Here is a 23414-nt window from a genome sequence, read left to right as displayed (position 1 = left end):
ATATTTTAATTAGCAGCAGGTCATAATAATCTCTGCATCTGCCTTTTCATTGGCTTTTATGGTTAACAACATATCTGTATTCGGTATGTAGTTTGGCATAACCAACGTTTGATTATAATCATCCAAGTTATCTATCCCAAGATTCATCGTTGCTGTCGGGGCATCCTTATTAACTTTTGCTACTGTTTGGCTTTCTCCTCTGTCACTTAAAACTACTTTTTCTACCACCATTGGTGATTCTTTTATTGAAATGATTTTTTGTTTCTCATCATCCGCAATTTTATCTTTTGGAGTGATTAATAAAGTTGGCCAAGCTGTATGATGATCTAGAACAATTTCTAACCCTTGTTTTGGAAGGATCATACCAACACCTTCAAAAGGTATTTTTTCTTCTTGATCAAAATAAAACACATATTTACTTTCTCCGTGTAATTTACCATCTGTTAAAAAAGCAATAGTATTTTTCGGATTTGTGAAAGAATCGTATAAATCACTATCCTTAGCACAAGCTAAACACAATTCATAATATTTTTTGCAAATTTCAAAGATCTTTTCCTGATCATCTCCCCAAGATATTTTTTTCGTTATCGTTGGTTCAGTTTTGTTAATAATATTCTGCAATTGATCTGTTGTTACGTTTCCCATTTTTAGTTAATTTAGGTGTGAATATTTATTTAAGCAATTGTATCTGTATAGATATTGTTTCTTTTTTTTGTTTATCTTCAATCCAATTTTTGTATGCTTCATATGCTTGCAATTCAAAAATTCGAGCTCCTTGATCTTTTGCAATTTCTACAGAAGTTTCAAATAGTTGAATTTCATTATCAGATAATTTTTCATTCTTAGAACACATAGCAATCGCAAGCATTCGATATAAAGGAGATAAAAAGACCATCTCTTTATTTTCTTTAGCCCATTTTATAGCCTTTTCTGATGTTTCAATAGCTTGATCATACAATTTTTTATTGATTAAAGTATCTACTAAAACCCCTTCCAAATAAGAATGCAAATATGTTTGTTTAGAAACTATTCTCATTTCAGAAAAACCTTTTTGTGGATCAATATTTCCTATTCTCCAATAATTATATACATTAGAATATTCTGCCAAAAATCCCATTTCCGGATATTCTTCAAAAAATGCAGAATTGATATTATTCAATTCTTGTATCCATTTCTCATCTTTAATCAACCATGCAATCTGCATAAAATAAACATTAGTAATCGCTATAGAGGGCACATGCTCTATTTGCAAAGCCCAATCACGGCCTTCTTTTAAATGGTGTTTTGCCTTTTCTATATTTCCTTTTAATGCAAGATTAAAAGCATAATTGGCATGCGCATGAGTTTTAGGATCAATTCCATTTCTAAAAGCAATCTCTACATCTAAGTCCTTATCATATAATGATAGTGCTTCTTCAAAATAAGAAGAAGCATCAAACAGAAAACCGTCAGTTGAAACAAACATACCCATAAGAGGTAAGCTATCTAATATGTTTTGTCTGTTTTTAGTTTTCCGAGCTTTATGTATAATCGATTTACATAAATACAAGGCTTCCTTTCTGTTAGATCGCATATGGTGGTATTGTGCTAATCCCCAGTTACTAGTATGATCAGCACCACTAGACTGGAATGTCTCCATAAAATCAACATCATCCTTAAGTAGTTCTTCTAATTGCATTGCTTTTTTAGAAAAAACTTCGATTTGTTCACTTCCATAACCTTCTAATACCATTAAAGCAGGAATGATAATTCGATTAAGTTCTAACTCTTGTTTCCAGGATGTTATTCCCTCTTCACATTCAGCTATCCACTCAAGGCATTTTAATGATTCATTATATGCTTCTTGATTTAAAGATCGACGTATCGAAAAGTTTGTTTTTTTCAGACCATAAACAATAGCTTTTTGGTAATCTTTGGCACTCGCATAATGTTCTGCTATTTCAAAAGGATTATCCCTAACAATATCTTCAAAATCATTCTCTATGGTTTCAGCAATCCTTCCGTGTACTTCTTGTTTTAATAAAGATACCATACTATCATAGGCAGCATCACGAATCAAAGCGTGACGAAATATATACTTTTCATTCTGTACTCTACGATGATGATAGATAAGGTTTGCGTCCATTAATGCCGTAAGATTGTTTTGCACCATAGCCTCGTCGTGTAACGATGATTTCACCAACAAATCATAAGTAAACTCTCTTCCGATTGCTGCTGCTAGCTGTGCTGTTTCTTTAGCAAAACCTATATGATCTAATCTAGCATTTAATAATCCTTTTAAAGTCACTGGAACTGATGTAGCATCAAAGTTTTTTGATAACGCATAGTTTTCTCCTTCAAGTACCAAATATTTCTCTTCTAACAACATCCTAGTAAAATCCTCTATAAACAAAGGAATCCCATCAGTTTTGTCTGTAATATAATCAAGTGCTATTGGTTCAATTGATTTTTGCTGCAAGATATCTTTAACTAAGGATTCACTTGCTGTCTCATTAAGAGTTTTCAAGAGTATCTCCGAGTAATTTTCAAAATCCCATTCTGGACTAAACTCAGGACGAGCAGTTAATAATAAAAAGATACTTTCTTGATCTATTTTAGATAAAACAGCCCCTAAAAAATCTAAACTCGTAGGATCAATCCAATGTAAATCTTCTATAATAAGTGTGAACTTTTTATCCTTATCAATATATAGAATAAGTTGCCCTAAGCCTTCAAATAAAATCTCTTTCTGTTCCGCTGGAGAAGCCTCCGAAATCTGATAATTATCTCCTAAAGGGATAGAAAACCAAGAACATATTACTGGTATCACTTTTTTTGGTGAACAATCAACCTTCTCCAAAGCCTCCTCTAATTGGGAGATAATAGTTTCATTATCATGAATTCCAATATGCCTTTTTAGCATTTCAAAAATAGGATGCAATGCGTTATTTTGATGCTCAGGAAGACAACGACACTCTCGAACCTTAAACCCACCATTGATAAATTGTTTTTTGGTTTCGTAAATTAATTTGGACTTTCCTATTCCTGCTTGTCCTTTTATAATTATCGCTTTTCCGTTTTTAGCATCAATGGACTCCCAAGTCTCAAAAATCTTACTTTGTTCTTTTTCACGACCAATCATTTTTTGATCAGCACTACGTGGACTTAAATTAGAAAGTGCTTCTGTCTGACGTTCTCCTGTAAGTAAATATACATTTGTAGTATTTATAAAACCTGAAAAATCTGGCATTGTAAACTCTTCAAATTCTAAATGCGCATCTAATAATTTTCGAGTAGTTTCTGTCGCTAAAATCTGTCCTGAGGGAGCAGAATATAACAAATTAAAAGCCGTATTTGTTACCAAACCTTCTGGAGCAGTATTATGTTTTATAAGTACTGTCCCCGAATTCATTGCAATTCTAATATCTAATCCTACACCATGTTTTGCAAAAAGTAACGTATTTCTCTTTTGTAATTGTCCTATAAGTTCTAACGCAGTTCTACCCGCTCTACGCGCATCATTATCACTACCTTGAGGATATCCAAAACACATTACGATTGTATCCGCAATAATTCCTGAGATATGAGCCCCAAAACGAACACCAACTTCTTTACATAAATACAACTGATCTTTTTGGATGGTTTCTAAGGTTTCCATTTCCATAACAGCATGGTCCGATACGGATAAAATTAGCTTTGCACAAAGCACTGTAATTTGTCTTTTCTCACTATGAGCACTGCGCCAAACTAATTGATTGACTTCTGTAGCATCTTCAGACTTTAGTAATAGCTCATTCTGCGGTTGTATATCTCCAACTATGGTATTAAAATTAATTTTAGAAAATTCTTCATAAACCAATTCTGCAGTAGCAATTCTTCTATTATGATTTTTGTCTAAAACACGACTTAATACTTTCCCTAAAGAATGACCAAAAATAGAAGGAGGTAAAGGCACATCCGATGGATTTAGTTGCTTCTGAAAAACCTCTGCAACGCTTGAACCCTGAATTGCAGGTTGCCCTATTAAACATTCTAATACAATAAGTCCCCAAGCATACAAATCTGATTTTACTGTAGGAGGATCTCCCCTTAATTGTTCTGGAGCACTATACGCAGGAGTTCCAATGACTTCATGAGTAAGTGTGATATCTTTATAATCACTGGTCCTAAAATCGTGAGTAAAAATTCCAATTCCAAAATCTAATATCTTTATATGTGACCTAGTTCCTGTTTTGGTCACCATGATATTATGAGGTTTAAGATCCCGATGAATAATCCCTTTAGCATGTGCTGACACTAAAGCGTCTAGAACTTGTCCCATTAGAAACCCTGTTTCTTCTGCAGAAATTCCGTTATGAAGTGTAATTAAGTCCTTTAATGTCGGTCCAGAAATATACTCAAAAACAGCAAAAGGTTCTTGATTGTTAGTATATCCTTTATCTAAAAGTTTAACAATATTAGGATGATTAATCTCCGCACAAAGTTTTGTTTCTCTGTCAAAACGAGCAGTCTGTTGTTTAATCGATTTTTGATCAAGAACTTCTTTAAACTTAAGTATTTTAATTGCTACTGTTTGACCAGTACTTATCTGTATGGCCTTGTATACAATACCATAACCTCCTTCTCCAATCTTTTCGAGTATGGTATAATTTTCAAGATAAATATCGACATTTGGGGTATTTTTAGTCGAGGGGTTTTCCATGATTAGGTTTTATAATTATTTTATATATAAATCTTTTGTTTTAATTGGCTATTGCGAGCACCTCACCAATGCATCGTTCTTCTTTTAAAATTTGAAAAAACCTGTGAGCAAACCGAATTTCACCATATCGCCTTTCGATACTATTCGCAAAAAGATATCCATAAGGTTTCGTTTCTAACAATAATTTTCTGATTCTATAAATTTTTAGATTTAAATAATAGGTATCTAATTCTTTACCAAATTCCTTACTCATATCACTTAATAAATCATCAATAGCCATCCAACCTTGGTCTCCATAAACATAACCGTTATCTACATCAATTAATCTTTTACGGGCAAGTGATAATAAAATATAATTATGAACTCTTTCTCCTAAATCTAATTCTAAGTTTTGCGTAATTATCTTAATACGGATATGCTCCTCATCAGAACTTAGAATAAACTGGAAATAAGCATTATTAACTATATGCCCATTATCCATAGTATCCTCTAATACTTGATTTTCTACAAAAACATATTCCTCATTATCAAATACATAAATTCTGTTTTGAACCAAATTGTCAATCACTCCATTTTTCTCTAATTTCCATGCTGCATCTTCTGGGTAAATAAGAACTTCAGGTTCTTCTTCATTAGGAAATGCATGACCTGTAGTAAGTTCTATTATTTTATTTTTATTTTTTAACGATTTGAGATAACTAGATGGAGGATCGAGATTTACTATTTCCCATAAGGTTGAGGTATTTTCACCAAATTGAATCTTAAATCCTTGTGCCAATTTTACAGCGGTATTATTTATGTACTCGCCATTTACTATAGTACCGTTTCTACTATGATCCTGTATATACCAATTACTACCTCGCCAAGATATTAATGCGTGCGATTGAGAAATATCTTTTTCAGGAATATACGTATGAGCAGTGTTTTGGTTTCTCCCAAAAGTATGTTGTGTATTTAAACATACTATCTCTGCTGTTTCATTATTTTTGATAATAGCCATGTTTCAACTATTTCATTTATAAAATTATAAGTGATTAACTTCTAAACAAGTTTAATATTAATGGTCTGTACACTCACTAATTTATATTATAACCATTAGTATAATTATGTATCTAAATTTAGAGCAAACCGTATTAAACTAAACTCTGAAGTAAAAATCACAAGACTTCTTTTTTTCACAACATCATTAAAAACAAATAGCTTTTGATTCTAATAAAAAAGAGCTACCTACCAAAGTGTTGCCTAAAAACTATAGGCCTTAGAATATCTGAACATGTATTTTGGGGAGAGAAAAATAGTAGTAGTATCATTACGTTAGTTTATTAATAAGTAATATTGTGCTTCTCAAATATATAAAAAACAAGATTGCTTTTTCCCATTAAAAACCATTTAAATAGGTAATTATTTTATAAAACATTGACGCAATGCGGCTATGCCATATCCAAGTTATTGTTTTACCCTTTTATTACAAAATAGTAGACTATTTTAATTTTTGAATATCAAATTTCTATTGAAAAATCCATCATCTTAGGTTTATGTTCTTGACTTATAATCTGATATAATTTACTAGTATTAATACATCGTTCTTGGTCATTATTAAGACAAAAAAATAACACTCCTAAGATTTAGATGTAAAAACACCTCATAATTAACCTCAAAACTTATGAGTTTTTATAATAAGCCATTGTAATAAAAATCCTTTAATTCTTCAGAAAACACAAAAAAACTTGTCATCTCTAAAAATATTATCTCGTTTTTTAAATTAATTAAAGTCCCATTTTAATGGCAAAATCACACTGCAATTTCGAACAAGAATATTGATGTTTTACCCTGATTTTCAGATAAATACAATAAAAAATATTATCATTTCAAAAGCATCAAAATTAATCAATACAAGGTTTTGCGAACGATTAAAATTTTATAATTTTAATATTTTTAGCGAACGTTCGCTTTTTTAATCAAAAACTTTTTTATAATATTGTCCTGTAATTAATTTACAACAAATAGTAAATCGTATTACTAAAAAAGAATCTGGTAGACGCTATGAAGTAGCCATTAGAATTCGAATTATTAATTAAAAATCTAAGAAGATGAAATCTCAAGTAAAAACTAAAACACTGGTTACCAATTGGGCTATTAATAACACGATTGATTACAATGCGTACGTCTATAGCCCACTAAAACCAAACAACTCAAAATAAAGACTTTATCCTTAAAATATAAAACATTACATTATGACTACTTATAATTCGGCACTTGATACCATACGTACTCTAAAAGCTAAACACGGAAATACTTGGGAAACCATAAGCCCAGAAAATGCAGCACGTATTGCTATACAAAATAGATTTAAAACAGGATTAGACGTTGCCAAATATACAGCCTCTATCATGCGAAAAGATATGGCTGAATATGACGCTAACAGCGTAAACTACACACAATCATTAGGTTGCTGGCACGGTTTTGTTGCCCAACAAAAAATGATCGCTGTAAAAAAACATAAAGGTACTACTGATAAAACATATTTATATCTTTCTGGTTGGATGGTAGCTGCTTTACGTTCTGAACTAGGGCCTTTACCAGATCAATCTATGCACGAAAAAACTTCGGTTCCTAAATTAATCGAAGAAATCTACACCTTTTTACGTCAAGCAGATGCCGTAGAATTAAACGATCTTTTTCGTCGTTTGGATGCTGGAGAGAATGTGCAAGATGAAATTGATAATTTTGAAACCCACGTTGTGCCTATCATCGCAGATATTGACGCAGGTTTTGGTAATGAAGAAGCGACATATCTTTTAGCCAAAAAAATGATTGAAGCAGGTGCTTGTGCACTACAAATAGAAAACCAAGTATCGGATGCTAAACAATGTGGTCACCAAGATGGTAAAGTTACAGTTCCGCACGAAGATTTTATCGCTAAACTAAATGCCCTTCGATATGCTTTCTTAGAATTAGGTGTAGAAGAAGGTATAATTGTAGCAAGAACAGATTCTGAAGGTGCTGGTTTAACACAAAAATTACCTGTATCCATGGAAGAAGGTGATCTAGCATCTCAATATATGGATTTTGTTGAGGCAGAAGAAGTTTTAATTACCGAAGTAAATGAAAATGATGTACTATTTAAACGTGATGGGAAATTAGTTCGCCCAGTGAGATTACCTAATGGTTTATATAAATTTAAAGAAGGCTCTAATATTGATCGTGTAGTATTAGATTGTATTACAAGTTTAGAAAATGGTGCTGATTTATTATGGATAGAGACGCCAACTCCAAATGTTAAGCAAATTGCTCATATGGTAAATCGCGTAAAAGAAAGAGTACCAAATGCTAAATTAGTTTACAATAATTCTCCATCTTTTAATTGGACAATCAATTTCCGCCAGCAAGCATTTGATCTTATGACTGCTTCGGGAGAAGACACATCGGCTTACAATCGCGAAGAATTGATGGATGTAAAATATGACAATACTGAGTTATCTAAAAGAGCAGATGAAATGATTCGTATGTTCCAAGCAGAAGCATCTCGTGATGCAGGAGTATTCCATCACTTAATCACATTACCAACATATCACACCACTGCATTACATATGAATGATCTTGTAGCAGGATATTTTGGAGACAGAGGAATGTTAGAATATGTAGATTCTGTTCAACGTCAAGAAATTAGAAAAGGAGTATCTTGTGTAAAACATCAACGTATGGCAGGTTCAGACCTTGGAGATGATCATAAAACCTTCTTTGCAGGTGAAAAAGCTTTAAAAGCTGGTGGTGAGAAAAACACTAGTAATCAATTTGAAGTTAAAACAACTACTGAAGAGCCAGCACTTGCTTTAGATAAATAAAAATCCACTCTAAATTATAAAAAAAGGTGATCTATGTGTTTAGGTCACCTTTTTTGGATACATAAAAAATTTAACTTTGGTATATGATCTCTAAACAATCATAACGACTATTTCACACTAACTAGTTTTCTAGGAAGCTCGTTTCTGGTTTTGGCTTTATACTTTCTACCATACCAGAGCAAAATCCCACTAACAGGTAATGATGCACAAATTAAGCTCACTAAAAAGGCAATGATCTTGCCCACTATTCCTCCTATCGCCCCAATATGGATATCATAATTCATTCGAATTACTTTATCTGCAAAATCAGCGTTTTTATATTTACCATAAATACTATTTGTTTCTATTTCTTCTAGAGTATTTTGATCAAAAAACAGATAATCCATATTATAATACAATCCTTCTGAATTACTAACCTCAACAAGAATTGAAGTAGAATCATTTTCTGGATAATGTAATTCAAAACTATGCGCATCTTTATAGCTACGTTGTAAAATAGGAATCAACTTATCATATTCAAAACTAGTAGTTTCCTTGGATACTATTGCTTGTTCGCTCTCTGGAATCACAAACCGAGGGTCTTTATCGCCACCTGTAGCTTTATAAGCTATAAAATAAAACCAGTTAAAAGCCATCACACATCCAGTAAAAGCTAATATCAAACCAAACGATGAGATATAAAACCCTGTTACTGTATGGAGGTCAAAATTTTTCCTTTTCCATCTGGTTTTTTTATTCCAATCAAATTTTAATCTTTGTTTCCAATTCTTCTTATTTCGTGGCCACCAAAGAAAAAGACCACTTATGATGATAATCAAAAAAAGCAATACGGAATAAGAAACCACTCTAGAGCCGATAGCATCAGGTAACCATAGTCGTAAATGTCCTTTTAATATAAATCCAAAAAAACCTGCATTATTATCTATTCTTTTAATGAACTCGCCAGAATATGGATTTAAAAAAACACTTTGATAAAATATCTCTGGTTCTGCTTCATAAAAAACAACCTCAATCGCTTCATCTGGTTTCCCATAGATAACCCCATGAATCGTCTTTTTAGGAATCACGTTTTCTGCTAATTCTTTAATCACAGAGGCTTCTAAGAACTCTTGATCTTGAGGAGTAACATATTTATGATCATCATAAAAACTTTCTATTTCTTCTTTAAAAACCCATAAACAACCAGTAACAGAAACAATAAAAAGCACTACACCTGTAACTAATCCAAGTATTTTATGAAGTTGTAAAATTCTTTTACGTCTATTATTTCTTTTTTTTCCTGTCATTTATGGATTTATTAAATGCATGGGTCTGAAAAACCTCTACTTAGTCCTTTTACTCTGAACAAAGTCACTAAATAAAACACAACTACTTATTAATTTGACTTTGATCTTTCTGAGCTTCAAATGGGGGTATAAGCATCAGAACAAAAGTTTTTGAAATTTCTCAGAACCCATATTTACAAAGAGTCTAATTGAGTTAATTACTAATTTTAAAGATTCCTTTAAGTCCTAGTCCAAGAACTTTAGCACCTTGTGTTGCAGTTGCGGTTTCAGGATCTACTATATACACATACGTATCTGTATCAGTAGAACTACTAATGTACGCTTTACCATCTTCTACAAACATTGGAGACGTATATCGATGACCGTGAGTTGGCACTCCAGCTATATCAGTAACAGTTTGATTTACTAAATCTATTACTACCATTTTAAATACATCTTTTTTAAAGAATGCACCCCATTCTCCAGCTCCATTAGTATCGTCTACAATTATTCTTGCAATTGCCTTTCCGTTACCGACATAATCCATCCAGAACAACTTTCCGCCATTAGTAGCTTCTTCTACATTAAAGAAATAACTTGAATCAAACTCAGTGGTTCCATTATTAATTCTTAAAATTCCAGAAGGCTTAGAAGCAGCCGTAAAACCAGCACTCAATGCAGATGTAGAGAAAGAATAAATATCTCCATTTTCTGTTTGTTCAATACCTGTACTATGACCGTTTACTCCAATTGGACTGGTTCTATCATCTTCAATTATTTTTTCTAATTCGAACTCTGGATAATTAAATACTGCCACATAAGCACGATCTACATCTGGAGTAATAAAAGAACCATCAGCCAACCACTTATGATATGAAACAAATAACTTTCCATCTCTAAGTACCATACCGGTCACCCAAGGAGTTGATCCAGGGTTTTCTGCGGTTCCATCACCCATATCGATATCTACAGGATGTTCTTCAATCTTTTCTAATAAACCTGTCTCTGCATTTACAATATGAAAACGTTTATCAGAAAGTCCTCCATATGTTAATTCCACAGCCAATAATGTATTCTCGTCTAATGCTGCATAATTATCTAGTGTAGATTGAAAAGCAAAATTTGCTTTTTCTTCTAATGTTCCCTCTTCATTTAAATGATAAGCAATACAAGTATCATCATCAGAATATCCCGCGGTAAATATCGTATTACCTGCTCCGTGGAAAAATCTCCAACCTTTTAATGGAATTCCTTGACCTTCTACCGAAATTTCACCGGTTGTTAAAGATTCTAATGATGGTAATTCTAAAATATAATCCACAGGACTTGCATCTCCAACAGGAAATGCCTCAAATCCTACAACATATTTAGATACTGCAATTGGATCCGGATCCGGATCAATAGGTGTATCTCCATTATCATCACTGCTACATGATATAACCATAGCGGTTATTGCTAAAAGTAGCATTACATTTTTTATCCATTTTATTGTTTTCATTTTATATGATTTTTGATGTTTAATATTTAATTTGATATATAGTATCGTAGTTTTACATAAAAAGCTCTTCCAGGTTGTTGTATTTCGAAATTGTCATAAATTTTTGCATCCAAGATATTCCTGGCCGAAACAGCAATGTTGTAACGCCCTTCATTAAATGAATATCCAAGCTCTACATTATGCGAAATTTGTTCAGGAATAATATCTCTATCTTCTGGATTTCCTTCTACAAAAGAGGTAAGAGGGTAATCATGCACATAATAGGTGTTCCAGGAAAGGTTTAACTGATCATTTACAGCAAGTACATTATTGAATTTACCTCCAATACGAGCATTTCCAAATACATATGGAATATTTGCTATTCGTTGATTTTTCAAAAAATCAACACCTGCATTTTCTCCAGCATTTCTATCAATGATATTTTGATAGGTGGCATTCAGATCCAAAAAGAATGCATCATACAACATTCTTATTTCCCCTTCTACACCTGTACTTCTAGCATCAGCAGTATTGAAGTATCTAGAAAAGATTCCTTCGGATCTAATGGCTATAAAATTCTCAGATTCTCTAAAAAATACATTGGTATCAATCTGAAGTTTTAACCTATTTATATCTGTATTAAAAAGAGCTCCTAGATTGGCGTTGTAACTTTCTTCTGGTAATAACGCTGGATTAGATTTTAATAAAAATCCATCCCCAAATACTTCATAACCTTCAGGAATCCTAAATGTTTTTTCAAAAGATCCTTTAATCTGAAAATTATCAAGGATTTTATAAGTAGTAGCAAAGCCATATCCTAATTCTTCAAAAGTATTTTCGAACCTAGTAAATCGATCTTCTTCTACATTGGTAAATAGGTCTTCTAAAATTCCTTCTGAGTTTAAAAGATATCCTTTTGAAAAAATAGAAGTACGCCATCGCGTATCTAAAAGTTCAATATCGTAAGAAAGACCAAGTATATTTTTATTAACTATATGAGGATCCTGAAATGCAATTCTTCCGGTTCTGGCGTCATCTTCTCCTCTACGGCGAATATAATTTTTAGTATAATTAGCGCTTAGAGAATGTACTTCATTAAAAGTATATGTGGCTAACGCATTTATCAAATGTAGGTTATCTTTAAACTTAAATAATGTTTTACTGGCTTCAAATTCTCCCAGTGTTTGATCTCCTCGCTCTATAAAGTTTCCAAACCAATCATATTTTCTAGAAGAAGTATCTACGACCCTTTCATTATTTTCTGTTAGAGCACCATAAATTTTTAATTTCAGCTTTTCATTAAAAAGATTATTTTTTTCAAACTCGATAGATCCGGAAATAATATCATTTTCAGTAAATACTTCCCCAAATGGATTCTGCGGATCGATAGGGTGTTGTATTTCGTTTTCGTTTGCAGATGCAGTAAAACCTAAAATCAATCTATCTGCGTATGATTTATCAACTAATCCAGTTTGTATCCGTATCATCTGAGAATTATATGCATCATGAAATCTTTCTACATTATCTCTGCGGATACCGGTATCATTTCCTAATTCATCCCTAACCTCAATATCATCAATAGTATAGTTATTATCAGAATAATTATAAAATGAGGACAACTGAAACATCCATCCATTTTTATTATAATGTTGTCCATTTATAGTAGCACGATGTGTATTAAAAGACCCTATATCATAAGACACATCTAGAAAATCTTTTTTACGTTGATTAGTAATAATATTAACTGCACCGCCTAATGCATCTGCTCCTAAATGTATCGGGACTACACCTTTAAAAACTTCTGCTCTTTCTACGAGTGTAGCAGGAAAGTTATTTAGAGATAAAGAACTTCCAAAATTCTCTATTGGAATACCATCAATAAAAAACTTCACTTGCTTCCCTGATAATCCATTTAAAGAGAAATCAAAAGCAGCCCCTAATCCTCCCCTTTGCCGAACATTTACTCCTGGTATCGTTGTTAAAATAGCATTGATATCTACACTACTATTTTTTAATCCTTTGGTTTCAATAACTTCCACTTCAAAAGCCTTTTCTTTTTCCTTTTGAGCAGCAGTTTTCCCTTTAACTATTACATCATTTAGTTCTTCTACATTTTGTTTTAAAACAATGCGGATATATTGTTCCTTAGAAGCATTCCTAGTAATCTTATAGAAACGAGTTTGAAAACCAATAAAACTAGTTTTTAGTGTATATGTTCCTTCTGGAAGTGAAAGGGTAAATTCTCCATCAAAATTAGTAATTACGCCTACGTTTTCTAATTCTACTACTTGGATAGCAGCTTCCGGTATCGGATTAGAATTCTGATCCACAACGACACCTTTTATTGCCTCTTGACTCTGACAAAATAGGGTAATCAAAAGCATCAAAAAGACACTATTTTTTCTTTTTAAAATAACCACTGACTGTAACATTTTTTTATTTATTTTTGCGACCTAAATATTTATTATTTATAATTAGTCTAAATAAATTTAAAATGCAAAATTAGTATCTAAGGGAAGAGAAAAATGACGCATTATGGATAAAAAAAGACGCAAAAAGACGTCAACTAAAACCGAAATACAAGACCCTAAAAAAACAGTTAGCTTATCTACTGTTACAGAGCTAATAGGTTCTGGCGAACGTTGCGGAATTATTACTAAAAAATTCCAATTCTTACCTCAATATGGTATAGGTTATTTTCAGACACATAAGTTTGAAGGTCTATCTATTACTATCTATGATGTATTATTAGAAAAAAATTTAATAGTAGAAGGTAAGCTTTATGACAATTTCTTAGAAATGTCCTTCCTGATCGAAGGCGAACAGATCATTAAAATTGAAGGAATAACTAAAGATTTAATCTACGAAAGTCAAGAGTGTTATCTATTGTATCTAGAAAATATAAAAGGTTCAATCTCATATCACAAAAGAAAACGGCTTAAGGAAGTTAAAATTAGAATGAGTACAGATTTTATAAAAAGGCATAAACTAGATGAAGAATATAATATCTTAGAAAAACATTCTTTGTTAAAACTACAAAGCAAATTTTTAAACCCATTATGCTCAAAAACTCAAAATATTCTTTCCGAAATTTTGTCGGATCAAAGGAAAGGGTTGTTAAAACGATTATTTTTAGAATCTAAAGTCCTTGAATTAGTAACTTTAAAAATAGACACTGCAACTACTAATATTATAACTAATAACATTCCTCCCATTGATAATTTAGTAAAAAAGCTATACCAAGTGCAGCATATGATTTCTTCAGATCTTTCTGTTCAATATTCAATTCATCAGTTATCCAGAGAAATTGGATTAAATGATTTTATATTAAAAAAAGAATTTAAAGCTTTATTTGGCAAAACAATTTTTGAATATGCTACCAAATTACGAATGGAAAAAGCAAGGCAACTCCTGTTACATAGCAAAAAACCCATTTATGAGATATCAGAATTAGTTGGTTATAAAAACTCTACACATTTTACTGCAGCATTTAAAAAAATAGAAGGAACTACTCCAAAAAAGTATCGTAGTAATCTAGAGAACTGAAAATTCAGTTCTCTAGTAGTCATTCTATTTCTATGATGTCAATCTTCCTTTAGGAATTCGTTTATCAGATCTAGAAATATTCCTTATTTTAACCACGGAGAAGTGAATAACAAATGTTAATCCCATAAATATTGGCATTAATAGTAATGTACCAAGTTCACTTTTACTTTGAAAACCAAAAATCACCATTCCCCAACAAATCAAAACCCATTGGATAACATATAGTGATGTTACATGTTTACTACAATAATAAAAGGTTTTACATAAGAAATTGTCCTTAGTTTTCGATAATATCCAATGGAATATTGACAACACAGAAAAGTTCCATCCAGCGAGATAAATTACTCCTCCAGGTCCTAAATGAAAAAAATCATTAAAATGATATGCTTCATTCATAAATACCAATGGGGCTCCAGCTGCAATAAATAGTAATCCTACGATACCCATTCGTTTAAATAACTCATTTTGATTATATCCTTTTTCCACATACCATTTCCCAAAAAACATTCCTAATAATATAAATGATATCCAAGGAAAAACAGGAAAATAGACCCAATAACCATCGCTCCATAACAATTGAGTTATATAGTTTAATCCGAATGTTTCTGATTGAACACCTCTTAATTCTGGAGATATGAATGCTATTAAAATAGCTAGCCCTAATAGAATAAATTTATTTTTTAAATATGCTCTGATCAGTGCTAATATAATCAATGATATTCCAGCTAATTGTAATATATCACCCGTTAATAATAAATATGTGTATTCTTCTAACTTCAAAGGCATTTCCCATCCATAAGCGGCTATAAAACTATCAGGCATTAACCCTACGAGTATAGGTGCTAAAAACTTGAGAAAATTCATTAAATAAGCTACTCCGAGAATCGTTATCCCTCTTTTTACTGCGCTTTTTACATCTTGATTCCTTGATATCATAAAAGATACTCCCATTGTTATTAAAAAAACTGGTGTACCTCTTCCAACAAAATGAATAAAATGTCCTAGAAAAGTATCGGATTGCACATCTTGTCTAGCATGAATCCATAATGTATGAACCATAATCATAGCAATAACACTAAATCCTCTTCCAAAATCTATAGCTAAAATTCTATTTGGTTTTATAGTTGACATAAGATTTTTTTTAGTAATATTAATTGTCTTCAACGAGTTCAGACTTTCGAGTATTCAATTTTGTATTGTTAAACTTAGCAATAGGATTTTCTAGCGTTCCCTCTAGAATTAAGCTTGCCATGGGATCCGCTAGATTTAACATTTGCTGAGTATTTTTCAGTTGTAATCTATTCAAACAGCACCTGTCAAATTCTGAAACGAAAAGATCATATCGATCAAACTCTGATTGCAATTCTGGATGTTCTGTTTGATACGAATGAATGCACAAGGCTACTTCTTGCCAAAAATCATTCTCCCTATAATCAAGATCTTTTTCTAAAATCGGAGTCATAAACCTAAAGAAGCAATCAAAAACATCTGTGAAAATCGATAACACTTTCATTGTATCAGAAGTCTTTGTATATAATCGTTTTACTTTTTCGGGTAATTCTAATTCCTCATTAAAAACAATCACTTCTTCTGTGATATCTTTCATTAAGATTTTTACCGGAATATGATTCTCCAATACCATGATAATATTTTCTCCGTGTGGCATAAAAACAAACCCATAGGTATAAAAACAGTGTAGTAATGGTGTTAAATATGCTTCTAAATATCTTCTAATCCAGTCACCAACATCACAAACAGAAGCTTTGATTAATGATCCTATCAATGAACCCCCATCTGAATCCAAATGAAGAAATGCAGCCATCGTCATTAATTGTTGATTCTTTTTTATTTTAGTATGTGGACTTTCTCTCCATAAAGCGGAAAGCATTTTGTTATGAGCATTTGTTTTTCCTAACACTTCGTAGAAAGTATTTTGGAAACCAACCGTAGCAACTTCTCCTAGCATAGTAAAACCCTTTTGTTTTAGATATACATCCTTACCTAATAAATCCGTTATCCATTCCGTAATATGTGGTGTGCTCTTCATATAAGATGGAGAAAGCCCTCTCATAAAACCCATATTTAGAATCGACAAGGCGGTTTTGGTATACATTTTCTCAGGATTACTTTTATTATAAAGTGTTCTAATCGACTGTTGTGCAGAGAAATAATCATCTCCTTCTCCTAAGAATACTAAATTTTGATTCGCAATATCTGCAGCAAACACCTGAAGTATTTTATTATTCCATTGCCAAGGATGTACAGGAATAAAAACATACGAACTAGTATCTAATCCTAAAGATTCTAATTTTGTATTAAATTTTGCAATTAACTGAACACCTAGCTCTTTTCGCATTAAAGATTTGTATTCAAATTTGTGTACAGAAGTAAAAGTGGTTTTACTTTTATGACCCGCTAACCAATATATTTTAAAAGGTAAATTGGTTTCTGGAGCATATTGCAAATAATCCTGACCATCAAAACCTATTCTTCCGTTATTTGCCACAAAACAAGGATGTCCTTCTGTCATCGCATGCTCTATGACCTGAAAAGAGCTATCTACTAGTTCGCTTGATGAAAATGAATGATGAACTTTCTTATACGCAGCACTGGATAATGTACTAGATATTTCTTCTAAGTATACAGGAAGTAAATGTTTTGGTATTTCTAAGGTATATACAAACTCTACGATAAACGTTAATGCATCAATAGGAACCTGAATATCATTTACTTTTTTAATAATAGAGCTTTTATCAATATCCCAATGATCAAGCTTATATTTTTGCGCAGTAAATTCATATGTTATTCCAGGAGTATCGGCAATTAGCAAATATTTATTCCACTTTTGGTTATTTGTCTCTTGTTGAGGTTTAAAAAGTAATTCGTGTAAAAATTCGCTAATTGCTTTGCTTACAAGAGCTCTATTTACACTTTTCCAAATATATGGATTAAGGTGAGCGTGAGATACTCTTAATGAATCAGATATATTTAAATTGGTCATTGGTTTTATTTTTTCTCTAAAAGCATTTTTGGCTTTTTTATAATCTTGTAGTTCACAAAAAGCTAATGCTGCAGTTTTTTCCGGTAATTCGATTTCTTTTTGGTATACAAACCCAGCTTTTTTATTAAGAGTATGAATCTTTTGATTTCTAACGTCTGGCTCTACCACTATTCTTTCTACATCTGGTAGTTCAAAGAAATATTCAAGAACTGTAGTAAATACATTCCAGGTAAATCCAGTGATTTTATGATCTGATGGCGCTACCAAAATATGCATGCCGTAATCAGTATCTTTAGCAGAATAATAGTCAGAAATCCTATCTGTTGCTGCTTTGTACTTTTCCATTAAAAAGATGGGAACTCCATTATATACACCTATAAAAACATCATAGTCTTTTCTGGAAACTAGCGCCGAATATTCTGAGCGTACTTCTTCTATAGAACTTTCTAGCATACCCCAATATGTAGCATACTCTTTTGTTACCCATTTATGAATAGTAGAAATATCATAATCAAAATCTAAATGGCGTAAATGTATAGTTCCAAAATTTTCAATTGTTCTTGAAAAAACTATGTTTTGTGAGATTTCAGTATTTTCCATAATGCTCGTTTAATTATGAAGTTGCACCTACTAAATCTTTTCTAAAAGCAGCAATGGGATTCTCTAGTTTACCAGCAAACTGAAGCAATGCTACAGGGTCATCTAAATCAATCATTTGTTTGTGATTATTTAGTTGTAATCTATTTAAACAAGACAATTGAAATTCTGGAGCAAATAAATCATATTGCTTAAATTTTGCTTCTTTTTCTGGATAACGATCCTGATATTCTTGAATTACATCTGCAACCACTTTCCAAAATTCTTCTTCTTTGAAATTAGCATGTGCAACTAAAATATGAGACATAAATCGGAAAAAACCGTCGAATATATCTGTGAAAATCGAAAGTAATTTTACATCTTCTGGAACTGGAGCATACATGCGTTTTAAATGATCTGGCAACTCAACTTCTGGATTTAGAATACAAGCTTCTTCCGTAATATCTTTTAAGAAAGATTTTACAGGGATTTGATCTTCTAATACTATGATAATGTTCTCCCCATGAGGCATAAAAACCAGGTCAAAATGATAAAAACAATGCAATAGTGGGCTTAAATATGCTTTTAAATATAAACGCAACCAATCCGTTATAGTTAGACTAGACTTTTCAATAATTTTTGGTAATAAAGCTTCTCCATTTTGATCTATATGTAGCAATGCTGCCATAGTCATGGCTTGTTGGTTTCCGTTCACATTGGCAATGGGACTTTCTCTCCAAAGGGATGCTAACATCTTGTTATAATCATTGTGAGGACCAAACTCTTCAAAATAAGGGTTCACATAACTTACCGAAGCAATCTCACTTAGCATCCTAAAACCCGTTTCCTGAATATAAGAATCATTATAAAGTAATTCTTCTAACCAAACTGCCATTTTAGGAGCAGTCCCAAGATAATACAATGGAAGCCCGCGCATAAACCCCATATTTAGAATTGAAAGCGCTGTTTTGGTATAGAATTTTTTAGGATTCGTTTTATTGAATAATGTTCTAATAGATTGTTGAGCAAGGTATTGATCCGGACCATATCCTAAACATATTAGGTTTCCGGTAGCAAGTTCTGGCGAAAATATATTAGCTAATTTATTAAACCATTGCCATGGATGCATAGGAATAAAGAAGTAATCTTCCGGATCAAAACCTTTATTTTTTATAATCGTCTCAAAAGATGTTATCGTCTCATTATCTAATTCTTGCTGTATTAAAGTATCATAAGATAATACCTCGGTTGCTGCATATACAGCTCTGCTTTTATGACCTGCCAACCATATTAATGAAAAAGAATTACCAGCTTCGGGAGCATACGACCTATAATCACTACTATCAAAACCTATACGGCCATTATTAGCAACAAAACCAGGATGTCCCTCTGTCATGGACTGTTCAATAGTTTGAAAATCGGCGATCGCTAGCTCCTCTGAAGTTGGATTACCTTTTAAAAATTTAAATGCGCTCCCATATAAGGTACTAATGATCTCTTCTAGATATAATGGCATTTGCGTATCCTTAATACCGAGCTGTTTTCTAAACTCCTTTATAAATAAAACACCGTCTATGACAACGGATTCACTTTCTTCATATTTTTTGATCGATCCTGATTCAATATATAAATGGTTTAACGCTAATGGTTTTGCGTTAAATTGATATTGAATGGTAGGATTATCTGATTTTAAAATATAACTATTCCAACCGTCCTTTAATTTTTCTAGAACAACTGGTGTGATCAGAAGTTCATGACTAAATTCGCAAATTGCTTTGGTTACAAAAAGAGTATTTACTTTAACCCAAACTTCGGGTTGTAAATGAGCTATAGATTGTTGGGGCGAAACAGCATTGTCTAAAGTATTCATAGCACTTCTTTTATTAATTTTTGAAATTGATGTAAAATCTTGATATTGTTTTTTGTCTAAAAATGCTATTTGAGCAGTCTTATTTGGGAGTTCTATAATTTTATCGAGTTGAAAACCTATCCGCTGACATAATGCAAACATCTTTTTATTTCGGATATCAGGTTCTACTAAGATTCTATTTACAGAGGAATCTTTAAACACAAAATCCATTATAGCTGTAAATAAATACCAAGTAAAATTTGGGATCTTAACATGTGGCGGAGCAACGATGATATGAATCCCACAGTCTCCTTTTTCCACGCTATAGAGTGTACTTATAATATCTTCTTTGGGATTATATCTTTCTAATACAAAAACCGGTTTACCTTTAAAAACACCTACAAAAACATCATAATGTTCCGGCTCCATCAATTTTATATATTCTTGTCGTACCTGTTGTAAATCGTATCCTTGCATTCCCCAAAAAATAGCATAGTCCATATTTACCCATTTGTGCAATATCTCGCTGTCTTCAGATATTCTAAAAGGTCGTATCTCTATGGCCCCAAAATCAGAAAAGCTTTTTGAATAGATTTTATGATACTGATGCTGTATGTTATTGGTTGTTTTTTCCATTCAGAATTTCTTATGACTTAACTAATTGTTTAGAAGTGAGTTTTGGAGCAACTTTAAAAATTAAATAATACAGCAATAAAGTGATACTAAAACCACCTAAAGCAACCAAAAATGGAATTCTCAATCCATGATTATCTACTAGTAGCCCCACAGAAAAAGACGATAGCAACACTCCTAGGTTTTGAAAAAAATGTACCTTACTATAATCCATAGCATAAGAATCTGGTGTACTAAATTTAAAGAGCAATACATCAAATTTTACAACTCCTTGAAAAATTGCCCAACCATAAATTATTCTACCTATTATTACTGTTATTTCTGTAGAAAGCCCTTGAAGAAATAATCCAGTAATACCTATTAATAATATTGGCACCATCTGTTGCCATACATTATTTGTTTCTTTTCTCTTCGTATTTATCCATAAAGCAATCAGCGCTACAAAACCAGGTATTGCATATACTGTTCCTGATACTAGTGTAGTATTATATACTGAAATGCTTTCCCAGTAGGTTGCAAAAAATGGTCTTATCAAAAAATCACTGAAATACAAAATCATAGTAATCAATCCAATTTTGAGAATAAAACCTCTGGGAATCATTTTTGAGTTCTGTTTAATAGACCCTTCCGGTTCCAAGATTTTGGCTGTATTGTATTTGTTACTTCTTAATAAATAAGCACTCATACCCATTTGTATAAAATCTCCAATCGCCATAATCAGAAAAATGTAGCTAGCATCAATTAAATCTACAGTAGCACCTCCTATCACTGCTCCTAATATTCCACCAAGATGTACCACTACGGATAATAAACCAATGGTTTTAGGATGTTCTTTTTTAGTAATAATTTTTAGGATATACGGATATACTAGTAAATAGCTTCCTTTAAATAAGATCATCATTAAAGAAATGATCCAGAAGTTAACATATGATGTAGTTGTATAACAACATAAAGCCAATATTCCTGCCACAAATTGTGTGTATATAAGAATATTTAGCTCTGTTATTTTTTTGGAAACATATGCCCAAAAAGGAAACGAAATCATCACCATAAAGCATATCGCAGCAAAATAATAACCTACCAATTCTGGATTTGTCACTCCGAATCGAGCTTCGAAAAATTGAGGATAAAAAGGATGTAATAAATAATCACTTACTACAGCTACTAAGGTCATTATGATCAAAAAGTTCTTCATTAGAATTTTTGTTAGGTAGTTGGAGTTTCTATCATAATTTCCTCTTCTTCTAACACATCAAACTGCTGGAATGCAACTCTCTTTTCTATAGCGTAATAATCTGTGCCTGTTAATTCTTTGATGATATATGAATTGCGATAAGCTGCCATACCTAAATCGGGAGTTACAAATCCGTGTGTATGTAGTTCGGCATTTTGTACAAATATCTCACACCCCAATTGATCAATAGCATAATTACGATGTACATCATATCTACCTTTTTCATCCCATCGAATTCGATCACTAATCCCATTGACAAATGTTGGTTTTTGATATTGATATCCTGTAGCCAATACTAGTCCTTCTGTTCTATGACGATAGTATTTATCTTGTTCATGCTGATGAATTTCTAGATAAAAGGTGTCCAAAGTATCATCATAAACCGCATTCTGTAACTCTGAATTTGTTCTTAGATTTACTTTGACATCCGCAAGCAATCGTTTCGTATATATCAAATCAAATATATCAGCAATCAAATCTTGATTGATCCCTTTGTATAAATGCTTTTGATTCTTAATCAACTCATTACGTTTATGATTAGGAAGGTTATAAAAATAATCTACGTACTCGGGAGACGTCATCTCTAAAGTAAGTTTTGAATATTCTAACGGAAAGAATCTTGGCGATCTCGTAATCCAATTCAATTCATATCCTTTTTCATCTATTTCTTGTAAGAGATCATAAAAAATCTCTGCAGCACTCTGACCACTGCCAAAAACTGTAATAGATTTTTTGGATTGTAACTTCTTCTTATTTGGCAAATAAGAACTAGAATGAATCGCATCTTCTTTTAAAGAATTACAACAACTGGGTATATACGGACTTGTTCCGGTTCCCAAAACAAGTCTTCTAGCTCTATGAACTTTACGTTTATTCGTTTTTGTACATTCCGAAAGAACAGTATAATATTGCTCCTTTTCATTATACGCAATCTCAACCACTTCGGTCCCAAATTGAACATTAGATAATTTATCAATTGCCCAACGACAATACTGATTGTATTCATTTCTTAGTAAAAGAAAATTTTCTCTAATATAAAAGGAATAGATTCTTCCTTGTTCCTTGATATAATTTAGAAAACTGTATGGATTTGTAGGATCTGCTAAGGTTACTAAATCTGCCATAAAAGGGATCTGTAATGTAGTATCCTGAAGCATCATACCTGGATGCCAGTCAAATTTTTCTTTCCTATCTAAAAACAGTCCATCTAACTCTGTAATTGGCTCGGACAAACATGCTAGTCCTAAATTCATAGGACCTACTCCAATCCCAATAAAATCAAGTATCTTTTCTTCTTTCGTCATTAT

At 32.1% G+C, this 23414-nt stretch carries 13 protein-coding genes; 2 read left to right on the top strand and 11 right to left on the bottom strand.

The window, feature by feature from the left end:
* Positions 1-9 precede the first annotated feature (9 nt).
* Genes NMK29_RS00470 through NMK29_RS00460 form a run of 3 tightly spaced genes read right to left on the bottom strand, consistent with a single transcriptional unit; the run spans position 10 to position 5681 of the window.
* Positions 10-645 carry a hypothetical protein gene (locus NMK29_RS00470; protein WP_027395244.1) on the bottom strand — a complete coding sequence of 212 codons (636 nt, stop codon included), beginning with the start codon at positions 643-645 and terminating at the stop codon, positions 10-12.
* A gap of 25 nt (positions 646-670) precedes the next feature.
* Positions 671-4681: a TOMM system kinase/cyclase fusion protein gene (locus tag NMK29_RS00465; RefSeq protein WP_108805153.1), complete on the bottom strand. Its 4011-nt coding sequence runs from the start codon at positions 4679-4681 to the stop codon at positions 671-673.
* A gap of 40 nt (positions 4682-4721) precedes the next feature.
* Positions 4722-5681, bottom strand: a complete 960-nt coding sequence (locus NMK29_RS00460) for an FHA domain-containing protein (RefSeq protein WP_108805152.1) — start codon at positions 5679-5681, stop codon at positions 4722-4724.
* A gap of 1234 nt (positions 5682-6915) precedes the next feature.
* Between NMK29_RS00460 and NMK29_RS00455 the strand changes: the two genes are divergently transcribed.
* Positions 6916-8526: an isocitrate lyase gene (locus tag NMK29_RS00455; RefSeq protein WP_108805151.1), complete on the top strand. Its 1611-nt coding sequence runs from the start codon at positions 6916-6918 to the stop codon at positions 8524-8526.
* A gap of 107 nt (positions 8527-8633) precedes the next feature.
* Here NMK29_RS00455 and NMK29_RS00450 read toward each other — a convergent pair whose 3' ends face one another.
* The 3 genes from NMK29_RS00450 to NMK29_RS00440 form a co-directional block, all read right to left on the bottom strand.
* Complete coding sequence (locus NMK29_RS00450; RefSeq protein WP_108805150.1) at positions 8634-9812, bottom strand: PepSY domain-containing protein; 1179 nt, start codon at positions 9810-9812, stop codon at positions 8634-8636.
* 193 nt (positions 9813-10005) lie between these two features.
* On the bottom strand, positions 10006-11289 hold the full coding sequence (locus tag NMK29_RS00445; RefSeq protein ID WP_108805149.1) for a DUF4374 domain-containing protein: 1284 nt from the start codon (positions 11287-11289) through the stop codon (positions 10006-10008).
* A gap of 26 nt (positions 11290-11315) precedes the next feature.
* The gene (locus NMK29_RS00440; RefSeq protein ID WP_254097125.1) at positions 11316-13700 is read right to left on the bottom strand and encodes a TonB-dependent receptor; all 2385 of its coding nucleotides are present in this window, start codon (positions 13698-13700) and stop codon (positions 11316-11318) included.
* Between the two features lie 103 nt (positions 13701-13803).
* On the opposite strand from NMK29_RS00440, the gene NMK29_RS00435 reads away from it, so the two are divergent.
* Complete coding sequence (locus NMK29_RS00435) at positions 13804-14814, top strand: helix-turn-helix transcriptional regulator (protein WP_108805147.1); 1011 nt, start codon at positions 13804-13806, stop codon at positions 14812-14814.
* A 30-nt stretch (positions 14815-14844) separates the two neighbouring features.
* On the opposite strand, the gene NMK29_RS00430 is transcribed toward NMK29_RS00435, so the two are convergent.
* Genes NMK29_RS00430 through NMK29_RS00410 form a run of 5 tightly spaced genes read right to left on the bottom strand, consistent with a single transcriptional unit; the run spans position 14845 to position 23411 of the window.
* Positions 14845-15945: a heparan-alpha-glucosaminide N-acetyltransferase domain-containing protein gene (locus NMK29_RS00430; protein WP_159092330.1), complete on the bottom strand. Its 1101-nt coding sequence runs from the start codon at positions 15943-15945 to the stop codon at positions 14845-14847.
* A gap of 19 nt (positions 15946-15964) precedes the next feature.
* A complete protein-coding gene (locus NMK29_RS00425; protein ID WP_108805145.1) occupies positions 15965-18415 on the bottom strand; it encodes a GNAT family N-acetyltransferase in 2451 nt (816 codons plus the stop codon).
* A gap of 13 nt (positions 18416-18428) precedes the next feature.
* Complete coding sequence (locus NMK29_RS00420) at positions 18429-20876, bottom strand: GNAT family N-acetyltransferase (RefSeq protein ID WP_234424332.1); 2448 nt, start codon at positions 20874-20876, stop codon at positions 18429-18431.
* A gap of 10 nt (positions 20877-20886) precedes the next feature.
* Positions 20887-22068 carry an MFS transporter gene (locus NMK29_RS00415; protein WP_234424331.1) on the bottom strand — a complete coding sequence of 394 codons (1182 nt, stop codon included), beginning with the start codon at positions 22066-22068 and terminating at the stop codon, positions 20887-20889.
* A gap of 11 nt (positions 22069-22079) precedes the next feature.
* Positions 22080-23411, bottom strand: coding sequence for a lysine N(6)-hydroxylase/L-ornithine N(5)-oxygenase family protein (locus tag NMK29_RS00410; protein ID WP_199915069.1), 1332 nt, complete (start codon positions 23409-23411; stop codon positions 22080-22082).
* Positions 23412-23414 lie beyond the last annotated feature (3 nt).

It is taken from the genome of Aquimarina sp. Aq107, assembly GCF_943733665.1.
GTDB lineage: Bacteria > Bacteroidota > Bacteroidia > Flavobacteriales > Flavobacteriaceae > Aquimarina.
Note: the sequence above shows the minus strand (reverse complement) of the source record. Positions and strands in the feature narration are given on the sequence as shown.